This is a genomic window from Prosthecobacter sp., from assembly GCF_049294395.1.
In the GTDB taxonomy this organism is placed as follows: Bacteria; Verrucomicrobiota; Verrucomicrobiia; order Verrucomicrobiales; family Verrucomicrobiaceae; genus Prosthecobacter.
Genome location: NZ_JBAQCR010000404.1, coordinates 12,124 through 29,605, shown reverse-complemented (window position 1 = coordinate 29,605; position 17,482 = coordinate 12,124). Strand labels below are relative to the sequence as shown.

The window sequence follows — 17,482 nt, the reverse complement described above, 5'->3', positions numbered from 1 at the left end:
CTGCTCACCTATCAGTGGAATGACCAGTTCCGGCAGAACGTGGTGATCCACATGCGGGATCCCGTCTCCCGCAATACAATGCATGATCTGGAGCATCTGCCTGGGGCCATTCGGGTGGAGCCGCTGCGCGGCTTTGTGGCCACTGTGAGCAATGCGCACCACGAGCGCCGGCTGTTCATCCTCGGCTTCGCCAAGGGGCACAAGCTCATCAATCCACGGGACGCGCAGGGACGGCCCCTCGTGCTGCCGGGTGAGGGGCTGGTCGTTTCGCAGAAACTGGCGGAGGTCCTCGGGGTCAAGATCGGGGACCGTCTGCATGTCCAGGTGCTGGAAGGACGCTGCGAACACCGGGAGGTCACCGTGCGCGGCTTCATGGCGGACTTCTATGGCATGGCCGCGTACATGGACATCGATGCGGTGCGCCAGCTGCTGCGGGAGAGCGACACCATGACAGGAGCCTTCCTCACCGTGGACACCAATCGCTGGGACGACTTCATGCGCGAGGTCAAAAAACAGCCGAAGATCGAATTCGCCAGTGTGAAGAAAAATGAGCTGGCCGCGTTTCGTGCCTCCACAGGTCAGAGCATCGGCACCCTGCGCCAGTTGTTTCTGTGGATGGCGGTCATCGTCGCCTTCGGGGTGGTGTACAACAGCGCGCGCATCGCCCTCTCCGAGCGCGGGCGTGACCTCGCCACCCTGCGGGTGGTCGGCCTGACGAAACGCGAAGTGGCCGGCGTGCTGCTGGGTGAGCTGACCCTGCTCGTGCTCGTGGCGCTCCCGCTGGGCCTCGTGTTTGGCAGCGTCCTGGCCTCCTACGTGATCAGTGCCGTGAGCAATGAAACCGTGCGTCTGCCGCAGTACATCAGCACCATCACCTATGCCAAATCCGTGCTCGTCGTCCTCGCAGCCTCAGGCACCTCCTTCGCCATGGTCGGCTTCATGCTCAACAAGCTCGATCTCGTAAGCGTTCTCAAAGCACGCGACTGAACAAAGCCCCTCCCTATCAGCCGCACACAATCTCTTCCCCGTTGCTCCACGACATCGCAAACCCAGCGCACGTATTGTAGTCCCGCCTTTAGGCGGTTCCGGACGAACATCCCCAAGCCACGTCACTCAGTCACCTCTTGAACTTTGGATCTGATGTCCGGCTGGAACGGCACTCAGTTAAGCGCATGCATCGTGGGTTTTCGATTCGCTACACAAGGCCACGCGACAGTTTTTGGACTGCTGTCGCGCAGATGCACGGCGCAAGCCTGCATCGAAGCCACCGCTTTCGCGTAGTGAAGAACGTTTTCCGGCCTCAGCCGCTGTCCAAAATAATACCAGGCATGAATGGCACTCAGTTAAGGCGAGTTGTCGTCGGTCCGGGATGCTGGACACTCTGCGCGTTCTTGCAGGGAAGACTTGCTCTTTCATCTTTTCGCCACCTTGCCCACACCAGCCCCAAAGGGGCTGCGGATTACAGCCCAGTGTCAGCCGAGCCTGAGCGAGGCGACTCTGGGTATGGCACCACACGACAGGAAAGCAAATCCAGCGTCTTCGCCACACAATACGGCAACCAGCAGCGTCTGCCATAAGCTCCGCCGCGCGGACTGCGCGTCGCCAGCTCAAAATTCACGATCAACACCCTTAACTGAGTGCCATTCATACCAGACATTCAATATTTTTTGCGTGTGTTTTCTCATCGGATCACGACACCTGCCCGTTGTCATTTTCCAGCGGCTGAGTCATCGTCTGCCATGTCACAGCCCCCCGATCCGCATGCTTTCGCCCAGGAATGGATTGCCGCATGGAATGCCCATGACCTGCCCCGCATCCTTTCGCATTACGCGGATGACCTGGAGTTTGAGTCGCCCTTCATCTCCCGCGTGTTGGGAGAGGGGGCCACACAGATCCCGAACCACCTGGTGGGAAAGACCGCCGTGGCGGGCTACTGGAGCCAGGCGCTGACACACTACCCGGACCTGCGCTTTGAGCTGCTCCACGTGCTCGCAGGCGCGCACTCCCTGTGCCTCCTTTACCAGTCCGTGCAGAACCTCACCGCCGCCGAGTTTTTCTGGTTTGATGAGCGCGGCCTGGTATGCCGCGCGGCAGCGCACTACGCGCCGGGCTGAGGTGAAGCCATGCTTGGTCCCGTTCATGCGCTGCATAATCGCATCTATTTTTGCAAAGCACGCGCATGAACGTATTCATACTGCCGCATGCTCACGCCTCTCGATCTGAAACTCTTCCGCGACCTCGGTCGCATGAAGGGGCAGATCGTTGCGGTCAGCCTCGTCATGGCCTGCGGACTGGCGATGATGATCATGACGCGCAGCATCGTGCTCACTTTGGAAGGCACGCGGGATGCCTACTACCAGCGCTATCGCCTTGCGGATGTCTTTGCCTCCCTGAAACGGGCGCCGCTTTCGCTGGCCGAGCGCGTGGCAGAAATCCCCGGCGTGGCTGCGGTGGAGGCGCGCGTCGTGGTCGATGCCACGCTCGATCTCGTGGGCATGACCGAGCCTGCATCGGCGCATCTGGTGTCACTTCCGGAAGGACGGCCGCAGATACTCAACAAGACCTTCATCCGGCAGGGCCGGCTGCCGCAGCCCGATGAACGGCGGCAGGCGGTGGTGAGTGAATCCTTCGCACTGGCGAACAAGCTGCAGATTGGCGACAGCCTCGTGGCTATCATCAACGGCCACCGCGACATCATCATCATTTGCGGCATCGGCCTGTCGCCTGAATTTGTCTTTGAGGCCCGGCCCGGGCAGACTCTGCCTGACAACAAACGCTATGGCGTCTTCTGGATGAATTATGAGGCCATCGCCGTGCCTTACGATCTTGACGGCGCGTTCAACGATCTCTGCATTGATCTTTCCCCAGGTGCCCAGGCCGGGCCGGTGATGGCGGAAATCGACCGCCTTCTGCTGGACTACGGCGCGCAGGGGGCCTACACGCGGCGTGAGCACAACAGCGCGCAACGGCTGGATGACGAACTGCGCGTGGTGCGTGCTCTCTCTGTGGCCTACCCCCTGGTCTTTCTCAGCGTGGCGGCGTTTATGGTCAATGCGGTGCTCGCACGGCTGGTGCGCTTGCAGCGGGAGCAGATCGCGCAGCTCAAGGCACTGGGCTATTCCTCCTGGCAGGTGGGTCGGCACTACCTGAACTATGCCCTCGTCATTGTCGTGCTGGGCACCCTGATTGGAAGCGTGGTGGGACGCTGGATGGGGGGCGCTCTGATAAGAATCTACGACATCTTTTTCCGCTTCCCCTCATTGAACTTTCGCATGGATTACAGTGCGCTGGTCATTGCACTGGTCGTCAGCACAGCCGCCTCGTTTCTTGGCGTCATTAGTGTCGTCTGGATGGCGGTCAAGCTGCCGCCTGCCGAGGCCATGCGGCCAGAGCCACCGGCGGACTTCAAGCCTTCGGCGCTCGAGCGCATGGGGCTCACCCGTGGCAGCAGTCCTGCGCTGCGCATGGCCTTAAGAAACATCGAGCGTCGCCCGGTGCAGGCTCTGTTCACGGTTTTCGGTCTCGCCCTGGCCACGGGGCTGATGGTGCTGCCCGGCTCCATGGCGGACAGCATTGACTACATGCTCACCTATCAATGGAACGACGTACAGCGGCAGGATGTGGTCGCCTTTTTCGCCGAGCCTGGATCGGCCGATTCGCTGCACAATCTGGAGCAACTGCCGGGCGTGCAGCGCGCCGAGCCCGTGCGTGCCGTGCAGGCGCGCATCCACTACGGCCACCATTCACGCAAGATCGCTGTGACCGGACTGCCGCGTGATGCAGACCTGAATCGCCTGCTGGATGCGGAACGGCGGCTCATCGTACTGCCGGAGGAAGGCATCGTGATGTCCGCACAGCTGGGCAAAATCCTCGGCGCACGCATTGGCGATGTCGTTCAGGTGGAAGCGCTCGAAGGCCGGCGCGAAACGGTGGGCGTCCCTATCCGTGGTTTCATGCAGGACTTCGCCGGCATCTCCGCCTTCATGGACATCCAGGCGCTTCATCGCCTCATGCGTGAAGGGGATACCGTGAGCGGAGCCTACATGACCGTGGACCAGGCTCGCTGGAGTGACTTCATGCGCGCCGTGAAAGACACGCCGCGAATCGCCATCACCTTGGTGAAACAGGACCAGCTCGATTCCTTTCGCAGCACCACCGGGCAGAGCATCGGCATCCTGCGCAAGCTCTACCTCGTGCTCGCCATCGTGGTGGCTTTTGGCGTGGTCTACAACAGCGCCCGCATCGCGCTCTCCGAACGCAGCCGTGATCTGGCCACCCTGCGCGTCATCGGCTTCACCCAGCGCGAAGTCGCTGGTGTGCTGCTGGGCGAACTGCTGCTGCTCATCTCCACCGCCATCCCCGTGGGCCTCCTGTTTGGCAAAGGCCTGGCCACCTTCATCATTGCCAAAGTAAGCACTGAAACCATCCGCATGCCTCTGGTCATCAGCCTGAACACCTACACCATGGCCGTCCTCGTGGTCGCAGCGGCCTCCAGCGCCTCTTTCATCGTTGTCAGCCGCATGCTGCGCAAGCTGGACATGGTCGGCGTCCTGAAGGTGAGGGATTGAGTGTAAATGTAACGAAACCGCTGCCGATCCTCGGGCGGACATGGATCGCAGCCAGGTTGCCGGACACCACGGCCATCGTTTGAATGTGAAGATTCCGTAACTTGAGCATCTCACGCTATGCATGCCCATTCAGGCTCTTGAAAAGTGCCGGTCAATTTCAAAGGCAAGCCGAGGCTTCCGGTTCGGTGCTGCTCGCGGTGCTGTGTCTGCTCGCTGTGCTTTCCTTTCTGATCATCACCACAGCAGCCATGTCACGGGAGCATGGCGAAATGCAGCAGGCCCGCACCAGCATGATGCGGGCACGCCAGTTGGCGGAATCCGGCATCGCCGTGGCTGCACATCCGCTGATCAAAGCCGGAGATCCTCTGCTGCGGAACAATGTATCCGGGATCGAGAGTTATGAAGCCAAAGTCACCACCGCAGAGCGCCTGCTGAACCTCAACGCGCTGCTCACCGCAGAACAACAGCCGCTGCTGGAACGTGTCTTCATGTCATGGGGCCTTTCACTCGTCGATCACCTGAGCGCGGAGGATGCAGAAATCGATTCCTGATTGATCGGCGTTGCTCCAACCGTTGCGGAATTCAATCGGATGCTGTCAAAAGACTTGGCCTCCTCTGCGTTTTGAGGTGTAATGCTAGGCATGAGCCAGACTGCTAACCATAACCCGGCTTTTGCCCTCGTGGCACAGCGTGTCCAGGTGTGGGTGGCGCTGCGGCGCTGGCTGGCGGTGCTGCGCATGACGCTGATTCCGGCGTCGCTAGTGCTGGTGCTCCTGATGCTGGCTGCGTTGCGCGGTTCGAGTGCGGTGTTTTCACCGTGGCTGGGGCTGGTCGTATGGCTGATGGGCTGTCTTGGCTATGTGTGGTGGCAGCGCCCAGGTGAGTTCAGCGCACTGGCCTTGTGGGACCAGGCGGCAGGACGGCGGGAGGCCTTCGCCTCCGCCTGGTGGTTTGAGAAGCACGCCGAGGAAGGTGAGAAGGCACGTGCACACATCGACGCGCAGCGTGAAGTTTTGGCGCAGGCATGGCCCGCATCGTTGAAACGAGACCTACCCTTGCGGCCGGACCGCTGGCTTGCCTTGCCGCTGCTCATTGCCATTCTCGGCAGCTTCATCAGCATCATCACGGCCCCGCCATCTGAGGTGGTGGTGATGGATCAGGACATGACGCGCAAGGCCGCCGAAGAGGCGAAGAAGCTGGCACAGACCGACTGGGAAAAGAAAAAGCTGGCGGGGCTCAAGGAGGAAGAATCCAAGCAGGTGGAGGACTTGAAGCAGAAGCTGCAGAAAACCGCCGCAGATCTCGCCCAGGCAGGAGGCAAGGATGCCCGTGACGTGCTGGCCGAGTTGGAAAAGCGTGCGCGTGAGGCGGAGAAGCTGGCGGATGAACTCGGCAACGGCAAGGAACCCTGGGCTTCCGAAAAACTCATCGATGCCCTGCGCCAGCATGCTGATACAGCGGACCTCGGCGATGCCGTGGCCGCAAAGAATGCCCAAGCCGCGTCGCAGGCCGCCGAGGCGCTCGCGAGCCAGCTTAAATCACCCCAGCTCGGTGCTGAGGCGAAAGAGCGAATGAGTGTAACGCTCAAGGATGCGCAGCAGCAGTCGGATCAAGAAGATCGCAAACGTGCCGTGGGCCAGAACGTCCTAGCGGCGGGAGATCAGATGCAGCAGGGCAAAGTGGCAGGTGCAGGCGAAGAATTTCAAAAGCTTGCCGACAAGCTGCGCGAACTCGCGCTGCGTGAGCAGTCGCGCAAAGAGTTGCAGCAGCTGGCCCAGCAGCTGCGTGATTCTGGCAGCAACATCGCCGGACAACAGGACAGCAGCAATGGGGCGATGCAGCAGATGAGCCAGGCGGGGCAGGGGGAGTCCTCCCAGCAGCAGGGACAGCAGAGTGCACCGCAGACAGGGCAGGCACAAAGTGGACAGCAGATGCTCAATCCACCGGGCATGGGACAAGGTGGGCAGCAAAATCAAATGCAGCAGCCTCAGGATGGACAGGGGCAGGGCCAGCAACAGCAGCCCATGATGAGCATGGGCCAGGGGCAGCCGGGACAGGCTGGTAAGCAGGGGCAGCCCAGCGATGGCCAGCCAATGCTGCTGGCCCCCATTCCTGGCGGGGGCAAGCCGGATGACAAGCCCCCAACGATCATCATCACCGGGGACGGCCCGCCACCTGATCCCAACAGCCCCATGCTGAGCATGCCCGGCAATGGGCTGCCGCCCGGCAAAGGCAAAGCCGATCTCAACAACACGCCCACCGCCAAACAAACGACCGACAAACAAAGCGTGGTGCGCGCTCAGCAGAACAGCGAGGGCCAGAGCACCGTGCGTAGCGTCGAAGGTGGTGCGCGCAATGAACAGTCCACCCGCACATCCACGCAGACTGCGCTTGATGCGATTCAAGCCGAAGAAGCTGCTCTGGATGAAGCGGCCCTGCCACCCGCACGCCGCGAGCAGGTGCGGCGGTATTTCAATGAATTGCGGAAGAGGTTTGAGGGCAAGTGAGCGCAGTCATGCGCTCCAGCGGGGCATTTCGCCTCACGGCACGTGCCGCTTCGTCTTCGAGCCGCCGCCTTTCCAGATGTCATACTTTGGGTCGGCATAGCGATTGAAGAAAGCATCGAGCTGCTGGGCCAGATCGGCTTTGATCTCTTCCGTGCCGGGCTGGCCGTATTGGTTGAAGCGTTCCTGCGGGTCGGTCTGCATGTCGTAGAGTTCGTAGGGGCCGGAGGGAAATCGGGCGACGTATTTCCAGCGGGCGGTGCGGATGGCGCGGGTGGTTTCCATTTCGTAGAAGACAGTGTTGTCCCAGTTCGTGAGGGGCTGGCCGCGCAGGGCAGGGGAGAAGTCGCGGCCTGGGGATTTTGGCTTCTGCGGCATCTTGTCACCCAGACCTAGATGGGAGAGCAGGCTGGGCATGAAGTCGTAATTGCTCACGAGGGCATCGCAGGTCTGTGCGGGCGGAATGGTGCCGGGCTGACGAAAGATGAGAGGGATCTGCATCATGAGCTCGTGTGCGCCGATGGGGCGGAAGTGATCGCCCATGCCCCACATGCCGTTTTGGCCGCCCATCCAGCCCTGATCGCTGGAATAGACGACAAGGGTGTTTTCCTCCAAGCCATTCGCCTTCAGCGCGGCCATGATCTCGCCCACGCCATCATCCACACCGCTGACCTCGCTGGCCATGCGGCGGCGGGAGGCATCGGTGTTGTGAAAGGCTTTGTTGTCATGCTGCCAGGGGTGCATGGCATCGCGGGGGAAGGAGTGCAGCGGCTTGTCAGCGTAGTAGGCGGCATGGCGGTTTTTGGACTCATTGAGCATGAGCTTGCCTAGTGAGTAGGGGCCGTTGTAGGCGAGGTAGAGGAAGAAGGGCCGGTCCTTGTTTGCGGTGATGAACTCCACGCCCCTGCGTGTCCAGAAGTCCGTGGTGTAGCCGGGTTCCACGCGGAGCTGGCCGTTTTCGATGACCTTTTGGTCGTAGAACTCCATGGTGCTGCCATCGGGTTTGGTGGTCCAGATGGTGAAGCCCTCGCTCGGAGTCATGTTTGCGCCGAGGTGCCATTTGCCGCTCAGCCCACAGGTGTAGCCTGCATCCCGCAGCACCTCGCCCAAGGAGGTGAATTCTTGAAGCGTATTGTAGGCCTCCGGGCCCATCATGAACTTGGGATCGAGAAAGGAATGCAGGCCGTGCTGGGAGGGGATCAGACCCGTCAGAAACGTCGCCCGCGTGGGTGAACACACGGGGTTGCTGCTCAGTGCATGGGTGAAGCGGACGCCCTCCGCTGCGAGCTGGTCAATGTTCGGCGTGCGGATGTCTGGGTTGCCGTAGCAGCCCAGCGTCCAAGCACCCTGGTTGTCCGTCAGGATGAAGACGAGATTGGGAGGGCGTGGCGCGGCGGCGGCAGACGCCAGGCAGACAAGCCCAAGGGCGAGAGAAAGGAGGGGCCTCATGGCAGCAAAACGGCCCAAAAATCGTGAACCTGTCTTTAGAGTAACTCTAAAGCACCCCTAAACACCAATAATTAACTAGAATTACCATATTAAACGGGGTTTATTATGCTCGTCTGTGCCGTTTTCAGGTACTTCGGATTTTTCATGCCCGCCCCCCCAGTTTCCCAGCAATTACCCGACAAGCCAGTGCGCATCGCACCGTGGCGGGGGCCGTTGCATTTTGGGCTTCTGGTTTTCTCCGCCGCATGCACGCTGGCTTTGCTGCTCTGCTATCTTTCACTGGTGGTGGGTTTGCTGGTATGGATGGGCAGGGAGGCGTGGCTGATGACCGGGCACAAGGCGTGGAGTGATCTGCTGCAGTGGCGCATGGTTCCGGTGCTGTTCAAGTTCCTCTTCATGGGGGTCACCTGGGGGTTCATGGTCCGGCCCTTGCTGCCTAAGCCCAAGAGGGCGCAGGTGGCGGTACAGGTCAGTCCGGCGACGCAGCCGCAGCTCTTTGAGATCATCCACCTGCTTTGCTGGCACCTCCGTGCGCCGCCGCCGGTGCAGGTTTGGCTGGACTCCACCATCCGGGTGCGCAGCGCCATGCTGGGTGGTTTGAGCGGCATGCTCAGCGGGCAGACGGTGCTGCATCTGGGCCTGCCGGTGGTGTCCGTCATCACCTCGCGTGAGCTTGGCGGGCTGCTGGCGCAGGAACTTAGCTGCAATGCCGGCGGAATCGGCACCCCTTTTGTACATGTTGTGCGGGAGATGAACGCCTGGTTTTTCCGTGCCGCGCTGGAGCGTGATCCGTGGGAAATCTACGCGCACCTGAAGCCGCAGCGCGAGGCCGAGTGGCACCATCTGGGCCGCAGGCTCATGCGCGGATGGATGTGGGCGGCCAAAGTGCCGTTCATGGTTTTTGCGATTGTCTCCCGGGTGGTCAGCGCGCCCACGCTATGGCTTGTCAGACGATCGGCGGAACGCTGCGGGGCCAATGTCATCGGCAAGGACATATGCCGGCGCATGCAGCACAAGTTCGCGCTGCTCAGCGGAGCGTGGGAGACAGCGCAGCAGGAGATCCAGGAAGGCATCACCCAGCATCGGCTGCCGGAGAATCTTTCATTGCTTATGGCGCGTCACGTGGCCAATGAAGCCAAGGAGCGCGCCTCTGCTCGTGCGGAAGCGGAGGCGGCTGCGGGCGGCGAACCGAAACCTGCTGGCGAATTCATGAAGGGATCAGGTGAAGTCGTCAAGGGCGCGGCCATTGTCGCCCATTTATCTCACTCGCAGCCGGCTGCCTCGTTGCTGAGGCAGTTCGTTGATCTCTCGCGGCAGGTCAGCTGTTTCTACTACCAGCACGGGCTGGGCTTGAACCTGCATGAGCACCGCATGGTGGGGGACGAGGAGGCCATTCATGAAAACAGGGGCGAGGAAGAGGCGCTGCTCGTCATCCGTCGTTATTTTGGCGGGCTGGCGCATCCGGAGCGGGCGATGTGCGGTCTGGGCAGCACGCCCACGAGTTCCACCGCATTGCCGGAATTGCAGCGCGAGATCCTGCAGGTGCGCGAAGAAATCATTGCCTGGGGGCCACAGTTCAAAGTGGCATTGCAGGAGTGGAACCATGCGTGGCAGCGCCGGCGAGATCTCGAAGCTGCGGCCACGCTCAGCATCGCGGGCTTCACCGTCTCGCGCATGCAGTTTGGCACGCGTGACTCCACCCCCGGGTCCCTGCGCGACGAGGCCTACTGCCAGCGCATGGTCATGGAGCACATGGAGGGCCCGCTGCAGGAGCGCGAGAGAGTGCTGGAGCGCCGCTTTGCCGCCGCACTCGGCATGCTCTGGTGGAGTGATCCCGCAGACCTCAGTGAATGGCTGCGCGTGCGGCGCCGTGACCTCCCTGCCTGGGTGACGATCTATGAGGCGATGAGCGGGGCGCTGCCGTCCTTTCGTGAGCTGCTCACCACCTTTTTTGCCTTCCAGACTCTGAATGCGAAGTTTGCCACCGTGGATGATCCCAGCGCCTTCCTCACCGCGCTGCAGTCCGTGGTGCCGAAGATGCTCAATCTCCTGCGGCAGATCTCCGCCACCATGGACGGTGCGCCGTTTCCCTTCACGGACAATGGAAAAACAGTCACCCTGAACCAGCATCTCATGCCTGGGCCGCTGCCTGAGATGCCGGGGGTTTCGATGACTCTGACGGATGCCGCCAGCATGCGCGGCATCGGCGAGCAAATGGCTTCGCGGGCCTCCGAATCCATCGCCCCCTATGTGGAAGCCTTTCTAAGTCACTACCATCGCGCCTTTTCCTGGCTGGCGGAATCTGCGGAACGCACGGAGACTCACTTTCTGGGCTCGCTCAATTACGGTTCGAACACCGAAATCCTCCTGCCTGATGAGTTCACCACACAGCGTCTCGGGATGAAATCACGATCTCCAGACGCCATCGCGGCATGGAAGCCGCCGTCGTGAGCATGCTTACTTCTTGTCCTTCGAAGCACTTTTCTGGAGCTCCAAGGCGTCTTGAAGTGCCGATTGGTAATCCTTCAAAGTTTCCTTTGGCACCTTGCGTGCCTTCATGACGTCGAATACGAGTTTTAAAGCTCCTACAGCATCTTCATCGGATGCGTACTCAGCAAAACTTGTCAGTTTTTCTTCAGCAGGGGTGAGTTGCTCAAGCAGAGGTTTGACTCTGGTGTCGCGCTGCTCTTCTGGCAGGGCCTGCCAGAGGATCCAGAGAGCGGCGACCGAGTTGGGATAATCTGCAGCCCAGCCTTCGGCGGCGGCCAGGTATTCCTTGTCCTGTTTGAGTTCGCGGTGGGAGTCTACCAGCATGGACCAGGAGTCCTCGTCATGGCCCACAGATGCGCCGATCTTTTTGGCCCACACAATGGTGTTTTGGTAGTCGGATGCGTCGTAACTGCTGGCTGCACGCATCAAGTAGAGAACGGGATTGGTCGGGGCGATTTTTTCCAGATCGTTCAATGAGGTTTCCAGTTCCTCCTTTTTGTCATCCATCTGAGAAAGTACTCCCAGCTTGGTCGCCAGGAATACTTCGGAGAGCACTGATGGCAGCCCGGAGGCTTCGAGCTCTTTGATGAGCGCATAGGCTTTGTCGGTTTCACCATCCTGAACAGCGACGCCCAGCTGGATGAATTTCGCAGACTGCTCCTTGCTCATTCCTTCCTGCGATGAGGCTGCCTGAAAGCCCATCAGCAAGAGTGCGGAAAAGCGCGTGTTGACTGTGATGTTTTCGAAGTCTGTCAGCTGCCATTGTCCGCCGCGGCGCAACAGCCACCAGCGCAGCTTGAATTCGACGCCGTCCTCATCGTGAGTTCTTGCGATGATCACGGCCTTGTCGCCGGTGAGATCGATGCGGCGTATTTCGGCATCAAGGAACAGAAAAAACGGGCGCATGATGGGGAACATGCGTTCGCTGGTCAGCAGCATGGCATTTTTCAGCTGGAGCTTCTTGGCATCGGATGGCTGTTCCGATGCCCCGGAGTAAGTGGCCTCGATCAGGGCGTCCCAATTGACCATCTGCAGATAGTCACGGATGCGCATCTGGTAAACCACGTTTTGGAATTGGGACAGCCACTTCACCAAGTCGCCCTGCGTGGCGGCATCGATGGTGGGAACACCCGACAGCAGGGACACACGGATTTTGGCCGGAGCTTCGCTCGCAGGGGGGCGTTTGCGCGACAATGGCAGGGTGGAAGAAGAGGGCCAGGCCTGCAAGCAGGGCGGTGAATGAGCGGCGCATTGCCAAAAAATGTGCCAGAAACAGTCCGAACTGACAAGTATTGGCACGGGGTATGTTATTCATTCTCCAGAGTAAACGCTGGCTTGAACATCTGTCGCATGGCAGGATAGTCCAGCATCCTTCCCCTACACAGCGCCCCCCATGTCGGAGCCGAGTCTATTCAGACATTATCAAATCGTTCAAGACGCCGACGGCAACAACGTCGAGCTCGTTCGGAATTCCGAACAGGTGGCGGTGCTGGCATTTGACCTGGAACGGCTGGAATACGTGCACTGCCACGTGCTGCTGGAGCCCCTGGCAAACCGTGCTGCATTTGAGGAGTCCTGCAAACTGCTGCAGAAGCGCGGCCACCCCGCGCTGGCGCGCATGATTGAGTTTGGCGAAGACGAGGGAAATCCTTTTTACATCACCAGCAATGTGGACGGCGAGGCCCTGCGGCCCTATCTCGCCCGGCTGCAGGACATTCCCGGATGGCTCGCCATCATGATCGCCACGCGTGCGATGGAGACTGCCGTGGCGCTGTGTGAGCGAGGCGAGTTTCTCTCCGAGTCTCCGCTGGATGGACTGCGCATTGTGCAGACCGCGCCGCAGGCCGTGCAGGTGCTGGCGGCGGATTATCATGTGATCGAGACCCCTTCCGGAAAAAAACGAGCCTTGAAGACCAGCTTTGAAAAGCAGGCCAAATTTCTGCGCACCTTCCTCGTGGAGCAGGGGGGCACGCTGCCGGACCACGCCCTCGCGGTGGCGGATTTTGCCGAACTTCTGGGGGCCTGCCTTTCCAGCGCGGGGGTGGGTGTCATCGCCGCCATGCGCGAGCTGCGCACCAGTTTGCAAAAGCTCGCGCCAGCGCAGCTTTCCGGGGAGATCCCCACGGCGCAGAAACCGCGCGCTCTGCTGGCCCCGCTGCTGGCCGGGTATCAGGATGTGGCACGCGGGCTGGTAAATCTGGTGCGCATTCAGAGCCAGCGCCTGGACATGGCCAATCCCTACAGCATGCGCGGGACGCTGACTAAGACGGGACGCTCTGTGCTCATCGAGCAGGTGCCGCCTGCGCGTATTTCGCATACGCGGGTGAAGGAGGCGGATGATGCTGCCTTCAAGATCACCAAACAGCGCGACAATCCGAGCCTCATCACCCTCGCGCTGGTCAATGAGTCGGAAGACATCACGTGCCTCGCGGAAGAAATCGCCGAGGGAATCAGCCTTGCCGAACTTATGCGGGAGCGTCACTGTCTGGAAGTGCAGGAGGCATATCTCGTTCTGGCCGGGCTGGACACCGCACTCACGCAGCTGGACAAATCCACGCTGCCCACCAACAAGCTGCGGCTGGAGGATATTTTTCTGCTCACTGGATTTGCCCGCGAAGATTCGCGCAGCACGAAGCTGCTCGTTTCCAAGCTCAATGAGTGGCCCGCTTTTAACATCATCGTGCGTGCGCATCCCACGCTGGCTTCCATGTCCGGACGCGGCACCGATCCTGCGGTGCTCCTGCCACCAGGGCGCGATGGAGCGACTGCCACTGCATGGCATGGCGGATGGCTCGCGGCCTTATGCAAATTCCTCCTCGGCTTTGAACCCCCGCTCGGTATTCACGTGGAAACCACAGGAGGTGCGCGTGAGCGCGAAACCGTGGCACGTCTGCTGGATGATGAGATCGCCAAGGTGGCCGAGACCAAGCCGGCGCAACGCAGCGACTTCCTGGCCCGCTATGCGCGCATCATCCAGCACTACGACCTTGCCAAACCCAGCGAACCTGTGCGCGCAGGGGGCACGGAACCTGCGGTGAGCCCAGGCTTGAAGTCACGCCCCCAAACAGTTCCTGTCTCCAAAGCACAGGCGCCGGTGAAACGTGAAGTTTCCGCGCCCTTGGGAATTGATTCCTCCCGTTCATCGCCGGTTGCTCTCACCTCGGGTGGTGCTGCCAGAGGCGGGGACGAGCCCACGATCGGCTTTGCCGAGTTGCTCTTCCGCAATGGAGGCGAACCCTCACCTCCCGAAGCGCCTGACTGGGCGCTCGCGGCCGCCAACGCGCCACCCACACTGCCAGCGCATCTCATCGTGCGCGAGGAAGTGCCCATCTGGCTGAAGGCTGCGGTGTTTCTCAGCGGCTCCATGGTCATTGGTGCCATGTGCGCGCATCTTTCCGGCTCCGCGCTCTGGCAGAAAAAGCACACGCCAGCCCCGGTGGAGGCCACAGCCCCGGGCCAATCTGCCAGCGCTGCTGCGGTTGCCAAGCCTGCGTCTGCACCTGCGCCAAAGGCTATTGCTGTCGAGCCTAATGTGCCCAAGGCGATTCCGGTCCCTGTGCCCACGCCTCCGCTGGAAGTCACCGCACCACCGGAAAGCAGTGTGCCACGCGGCAGCGGCGTCTCACTCACTTTACCGTCAGGGGCTACGAACCAACTGCGCGACCAGCTCCCTGCGGGCAGTCCACCCGCACCTCCACCGTGATGAAAACATTGTTTCGTGGCCTTGCCGCAGCGCTGCTCGCCTGCGTACTCACCGCCTGCCCGGAGACCACCGTCAACGAGGACTTCGGACTGAAGCCCGCTGTGCTCAAAGAGGCGGACTGGAATGGCCGCTGGACGCCGGTGGATGAGGGTGATGACGACGCGGTGCAGTTCGCCGTTACCAACGCGGACCAAGGCCTCCTCCTGCTGACCGAGCCTGGTAAAAAGGACGCCAAGCCCATCGAGTTCCGCATTCGCCGCGCCAGCGCTGACTCCAAGATCAAGCTCTGCTTTGCCGTCGCCCAAGAGATGGATGCCAAAAAGCCTGGTGCAGCCTCTCTGTTTCTCATGCGTACTGCTGAAAATGGTGTGCTTTATACTTGGGGAATCAATCACGATGCCGTAGCCGCAGCCATCAAATCCGGCCAGCTCAAAGGCAGCGTCAAGCCCGACAAGGACGGCACCCACAGCCATCTCGACTCCACTGCCGCCAACTATGAGAAGCTGCTGGAGCCGCAGTTTTGGAGCTGGTCTGAGCCGACTTGCCTGAAGCGCGCGAAGCAGTGATGCGGGAGCTGGTTGGCTGAGGGTGCCACCAGGGTGAGGTGAAATGCGCTCCGCATTTTTGATCTCGACAGCACGCTCGCTTTACTGGCATTCTGCAGGGCATTCACTCCGCCCATCATGAGCCGATCCATTGTTCCTGCCATTGAGAGTCCTTGCCCGAAGGAATGGAATCAAATGCAGGGGGATGGCAAATGCCGCTATTGCGAGCACTGCCAGCTGCATGTACACAATCTGTCTGCCATGACGGCGCATGAGCAGCGCAGCCTCTTTGCCAAGGCAGAGGGACGGATCTGTGTGGCCTATGATGAGAGTGAGTCGCGGCCCGTGCAGCTGGGACTGTGGCTCTGGTGGCAGAGGCTTACCCTGCCGATGCGCGCCGGGCTGGCGCTTGTGACGGCGTTCATTCCCATGCTTTCGTCCTGCCGCTCTGTGCCGACTCCGCCCGCCAGAGATCCCATTGTGCGCGATCTGCATCAATCGGCGGATGGCAGTGTGAGACTTGGCAAAGTCAAGGTGGAGCCGGAGAGTTCATCTCAAGTGGAGGCGCAATGGGACAGAAATGGCAAGGGCGGCAAAATGATCGCCGGTGGCATCATGCCAGCGCCGCTGCCTTGGTGGAAGCGCCTGCTCCACCTCAACTGAAATGGCGTTTTTTCCTGCTTGAAGCAGGTGGTTGAGACTACAAGGAAATCACTCGCGAGCCCTCTCTGGCGGAAACCAGGCATGTATCCAGCACGCGCTGCGTGAGCAGGCTGATCTTGGGCCAGTGTGCGTCGATTTTACCATCGATCACGAGCTGGGAAAATGTGTGAAACAAGCCTGCTTCCTGCGAGCCGGGAGCGTTGCTGCTTGGTTCATCGAGGGCTTCGATCTGCCGGCCTTCGTGCATGTGGGCCTGGCAGCGATCGAGTGCGAACTCGGATCGGGTGAGGCTGTGCTTTGTTTGCGGGCCGGAGAAGGGCAGCACAAAGTCGGAGACCTGCAGCAGACCTTTGTCACCGCTGACGATGGCCCATTGTGCATTGGTCGTGGTGAAGGAGCAGTAGAAGGAGGCGTTCGCGCCATCCGCAAAGCTCAGCGTGCCGGAGAATTCCAGCGGCACCGCAGGTGAGTCGGCCGTCTGCTGAGTTTCCATGTGGATGCGGCCTGTCACCTGAGTGGGCGCGGCTTCGTTCATGGCCCAAAGCGTGAAGCGCAGGCAGTACCAGCCGAGGTCGCCGAGGCAGCCCAGCGGTTCCAGTTTGCCATGCGCGCGGATGTTGCTGCGCTGAAATTCGTCATCGCTCATGAAGCTGAATTGCGTGGCGATGTTCCGCACCTTGCCGACATCATGGTCCACTACTTCGCGCAGGCGCTTCAATCGTCGTCCGTGCATGAACATCACTCCGTCCATGAACTGCACACCGTGCTTGTCACATGCGGCGATGATCTCCGCCACATCTGCCGCTGTCACTCCCACCGGCTTTTCCACCAGGACATGCTTGCCGGCCTGCGCGGCGCGGATGACCCACTCTTTGCGCAGGCCGGTGGGCAGCGGGATGTAGACGGCGTCGATGTCCGTGCGTGCCAGGAGCGCCGTGTAGTCATCCATCGCCTCCGGCAGGGCCGCATGTGGCGCGCTGCTCTGGCATTCCGCGATGAAGGCCTGTGCGCGTGAGAGATCACGGCTGGCCACGGCCACCAGCTTGGCATTGCCGGCATCACGAATGGCCTGCCAGTTTTTACGGGCAATGAAAGCGGCACCCAGGATGCCCCAGCGACAATGGTTGGTGTTCATGCCATGATGAAGCACTCTCCCTTACTTCCCGTCAAGCTCACAGCATCAAACCAAAGCGTGCGGTGATGGCGCGCAGCAGCGCAAACAGCAGCAGCGTCAGCACTGCGCTGCCGCCGAGAGCGCCGTGAAAGCCCCACCAGCGTTGGAACACCGGGAAGAGCAGAAACATAGGCAGCGTGGGAAGGACATACCAGAAGATGTAATACATGTGGTCTGCCGTCTTCTGCGTCCGCACTTCAGGTGCGCTTTCATAATGCACCCAGAAGAGCGTGATGATGCTGACGAACGGCAGCGCCGCCAGCAGCGCGCCGAGCTTGTCGCTGCGTTTCACCATCTCGCTCACCAGGGTGATGATGCCTGCGCTGAGCAGGTATTTGAGGAGGAGATTCAGAGTCATGGAGGAGGGCGGGTGATAAAATGTGAGT

Annotated in this window: 13 protein-coding genes; 9 read left to right on the top strand and 4 right to left on the bottom strand. The window is 60.7% G+C overall.

The genetic code is table 11. The features are described from left to right. The 5 genes from WAW39_RS27970 to WAW39_RS27950 form a co-directional block, all read left to right on the top strand. On the top strand, positions 1-987 hold a 987-nt coding region (locus tag WAW39_RS27970), incomplete at its 5' end, for an ABC transporter permease (RefSeq protein ID WP_422322655.1). Between the two features lie 752 nt (positions 988-1,739). Next, the gene (locus WAW39_RS27965) at positions 1,740-2,114 is read left to right on the top strand and encodes a nuclear transport factor 2 family protein (RefSeq protein ID WP_422322653.1); all 375 of its coding nucleotides are present in this window, start codon (positions 1,740-1,742) and stop codon (positions 2,112-2,114) included. 87 nt (positions 2,115-2,201) lie between these two features. After that, positions 2,202-4,568 (top strand): ABC transporter permease, encoded by a 2,367-nt coding sequence (locus tag WAW39_RS27960; RefSeq protein WP_422322651.1) that lies wholly within the window; start codon positions 2,202-2,204, stop codon positions 4,566-4,568. A gap of 137 nt (positions 4,569-4,705) precedes the next feature. Continuing rightward, the gene (locus WAW39_RS27955) at positions 4,706-5,119 is read left to right on the top strand and encodes a hypothetical protein (RefSeq protein ID WP_422322649.1); all 414 of its coding nucleotides are present in this window, start codon (positions 4,706-4,708) and stop codon (positions 5,117-5,119) included. A 90-nt stretch (positions 5,120-5,209) separates the two neighbouring features. Then, on the top strand, positions 5,210-7,075 hold the full coding sequence (locus WAW39_RS27950; RefSeq protein WP_422322647.1) for a hypothetical protein: 1,866 nt from the start codon (positions 5,210-5,212) through the stop codon (positions 7,073-7,075). A gap of 33 nt (positions 7,076-7,108) precedes the next feature. Here WAW39_RS27950 and WAW39_RS27945 read toward each other — a convergent pair whose 3' ends face one another. Beyond that, complete coding sequence (locus WAW39_RS27945) at positions 7,109-8,521, bottom strand: sulfatase (RefSeq protein ID WP_422322645.1); 1,413 nt, start codon at positions 8,519-8,521, stop codon at positions 7,109-7,111. A gap of 144 nt (positions 8,522-8,665) precedes the next feature. On the opposite strand from WAW39_RS27945, the gene WAW39_RS27940 reads away from it, so the two are divergent. Further along, complete coding sequence (locus WAW39_RS27940; protein WP_422322643.1) at positions 8,666-10,972, top strand: hypothetical protein; 2,307 nt, start codon at positions 8,666-8,668, stop codon at positions 10,970-10,972. A 6-nt stretch (positions 10,973-10,978) separates the two neighbouring features. Here WAW39_RS27940 and WAW39_RS27935 read toward each other — a convergent pair whose 3' ends face one another. Continuing rightward, positions 10,979-12,205, bottom strand: a complete 1,227-nt coding sequence (locus WAW39_RS27935; RefSeq protein ID WP_422322641.1) for a tetratricopeptide repeat protein — start codon at positions 12,203-12,205, stop codon at positions 10,979-10,981. A gap of 199 nt (positions 12,206-12,404) precedes the next feature. On the opposite strand from WAW39_RS27935, the gene WAW39_RS27930 reads away from it, so the two are divergent. From WAW39_RS27930 to WAW39_RS27920, 3 genes are all read left to right on the top strand, one after another. Further along, entirely contained in the window at positions 12,405-14,714 is a 2,310-nt protein-coding gene (locus tag WAW39_RS27930) for a hypothetical protein (RefSeq protein ID WP_422322639.1), read from the top strand. Next, positions 14,714-15,280 carry a hypothetical protein gene (locus tag WAW39_RS27925; RefSeq protein ID WP_422322637.1) on the top strand — a complete coding sequence of 189 codons (567 nt, stop codon included), beginning with the start codon at positions 14,714-14,716 and terminating at the stop codon, positions 15,278-15,280. The genes WAW39_RS27930 and WAW39_RS27925 overlap by 1 nt, the downstream gene beginning before the upstream one ends. Before the next feature lie 117 nt (positions 15,281-15,397). Then, complete coding sequence (locus WAW39_RS27920; protein ID WP_422322635.1) at positions 15,398-15,922, top strand: hypothetical protein; 525 nt, start codon at positions 15,398-15,400, stop codon at positions 15,920-15,922. A 37-nt stretch (positions 15,923-15,959) separates the two neighbouring features. Here WAW39_RS27920 and WAW39_RS27915 read toward each other — a convergent pair whose 3' ends face one another. Both WAW39_RS27915 and WAW39_RS27910 read right to left on the bottom strand, forming a co-directional pair. Continuing rightward, positions 15,960-17,057 carry a Gfo/Idh/MocA family protein gene (locus WAW39_RS27915; protein WP_422322633.1) on the bottom strand — a complete coding sequence of 366 codons (1,098 nt, stop codon included), beginning with the start codon at positions 17,055-17,057 and terminating at the stop codon, positions 15,960-15,962. A 37-nt stretch (positions 17,058-17,094) separates the two neighbouring features. Further along, positions 17,095-17,454 carry a DUF3147 family protein gene (locus WAW39_RS27910; RefSeq protein ID WP_422322631.1) on the bottom strand — a complete coding sequence of 120 codons (360 nt, stop codon included), beginning with the start codon at positions 17,452-17,454 and terminating at the stop codon, positions 17,095-17,097. Between the last annotated feature and the right edge of the window lie 28 nt (positions 17,455-17,482).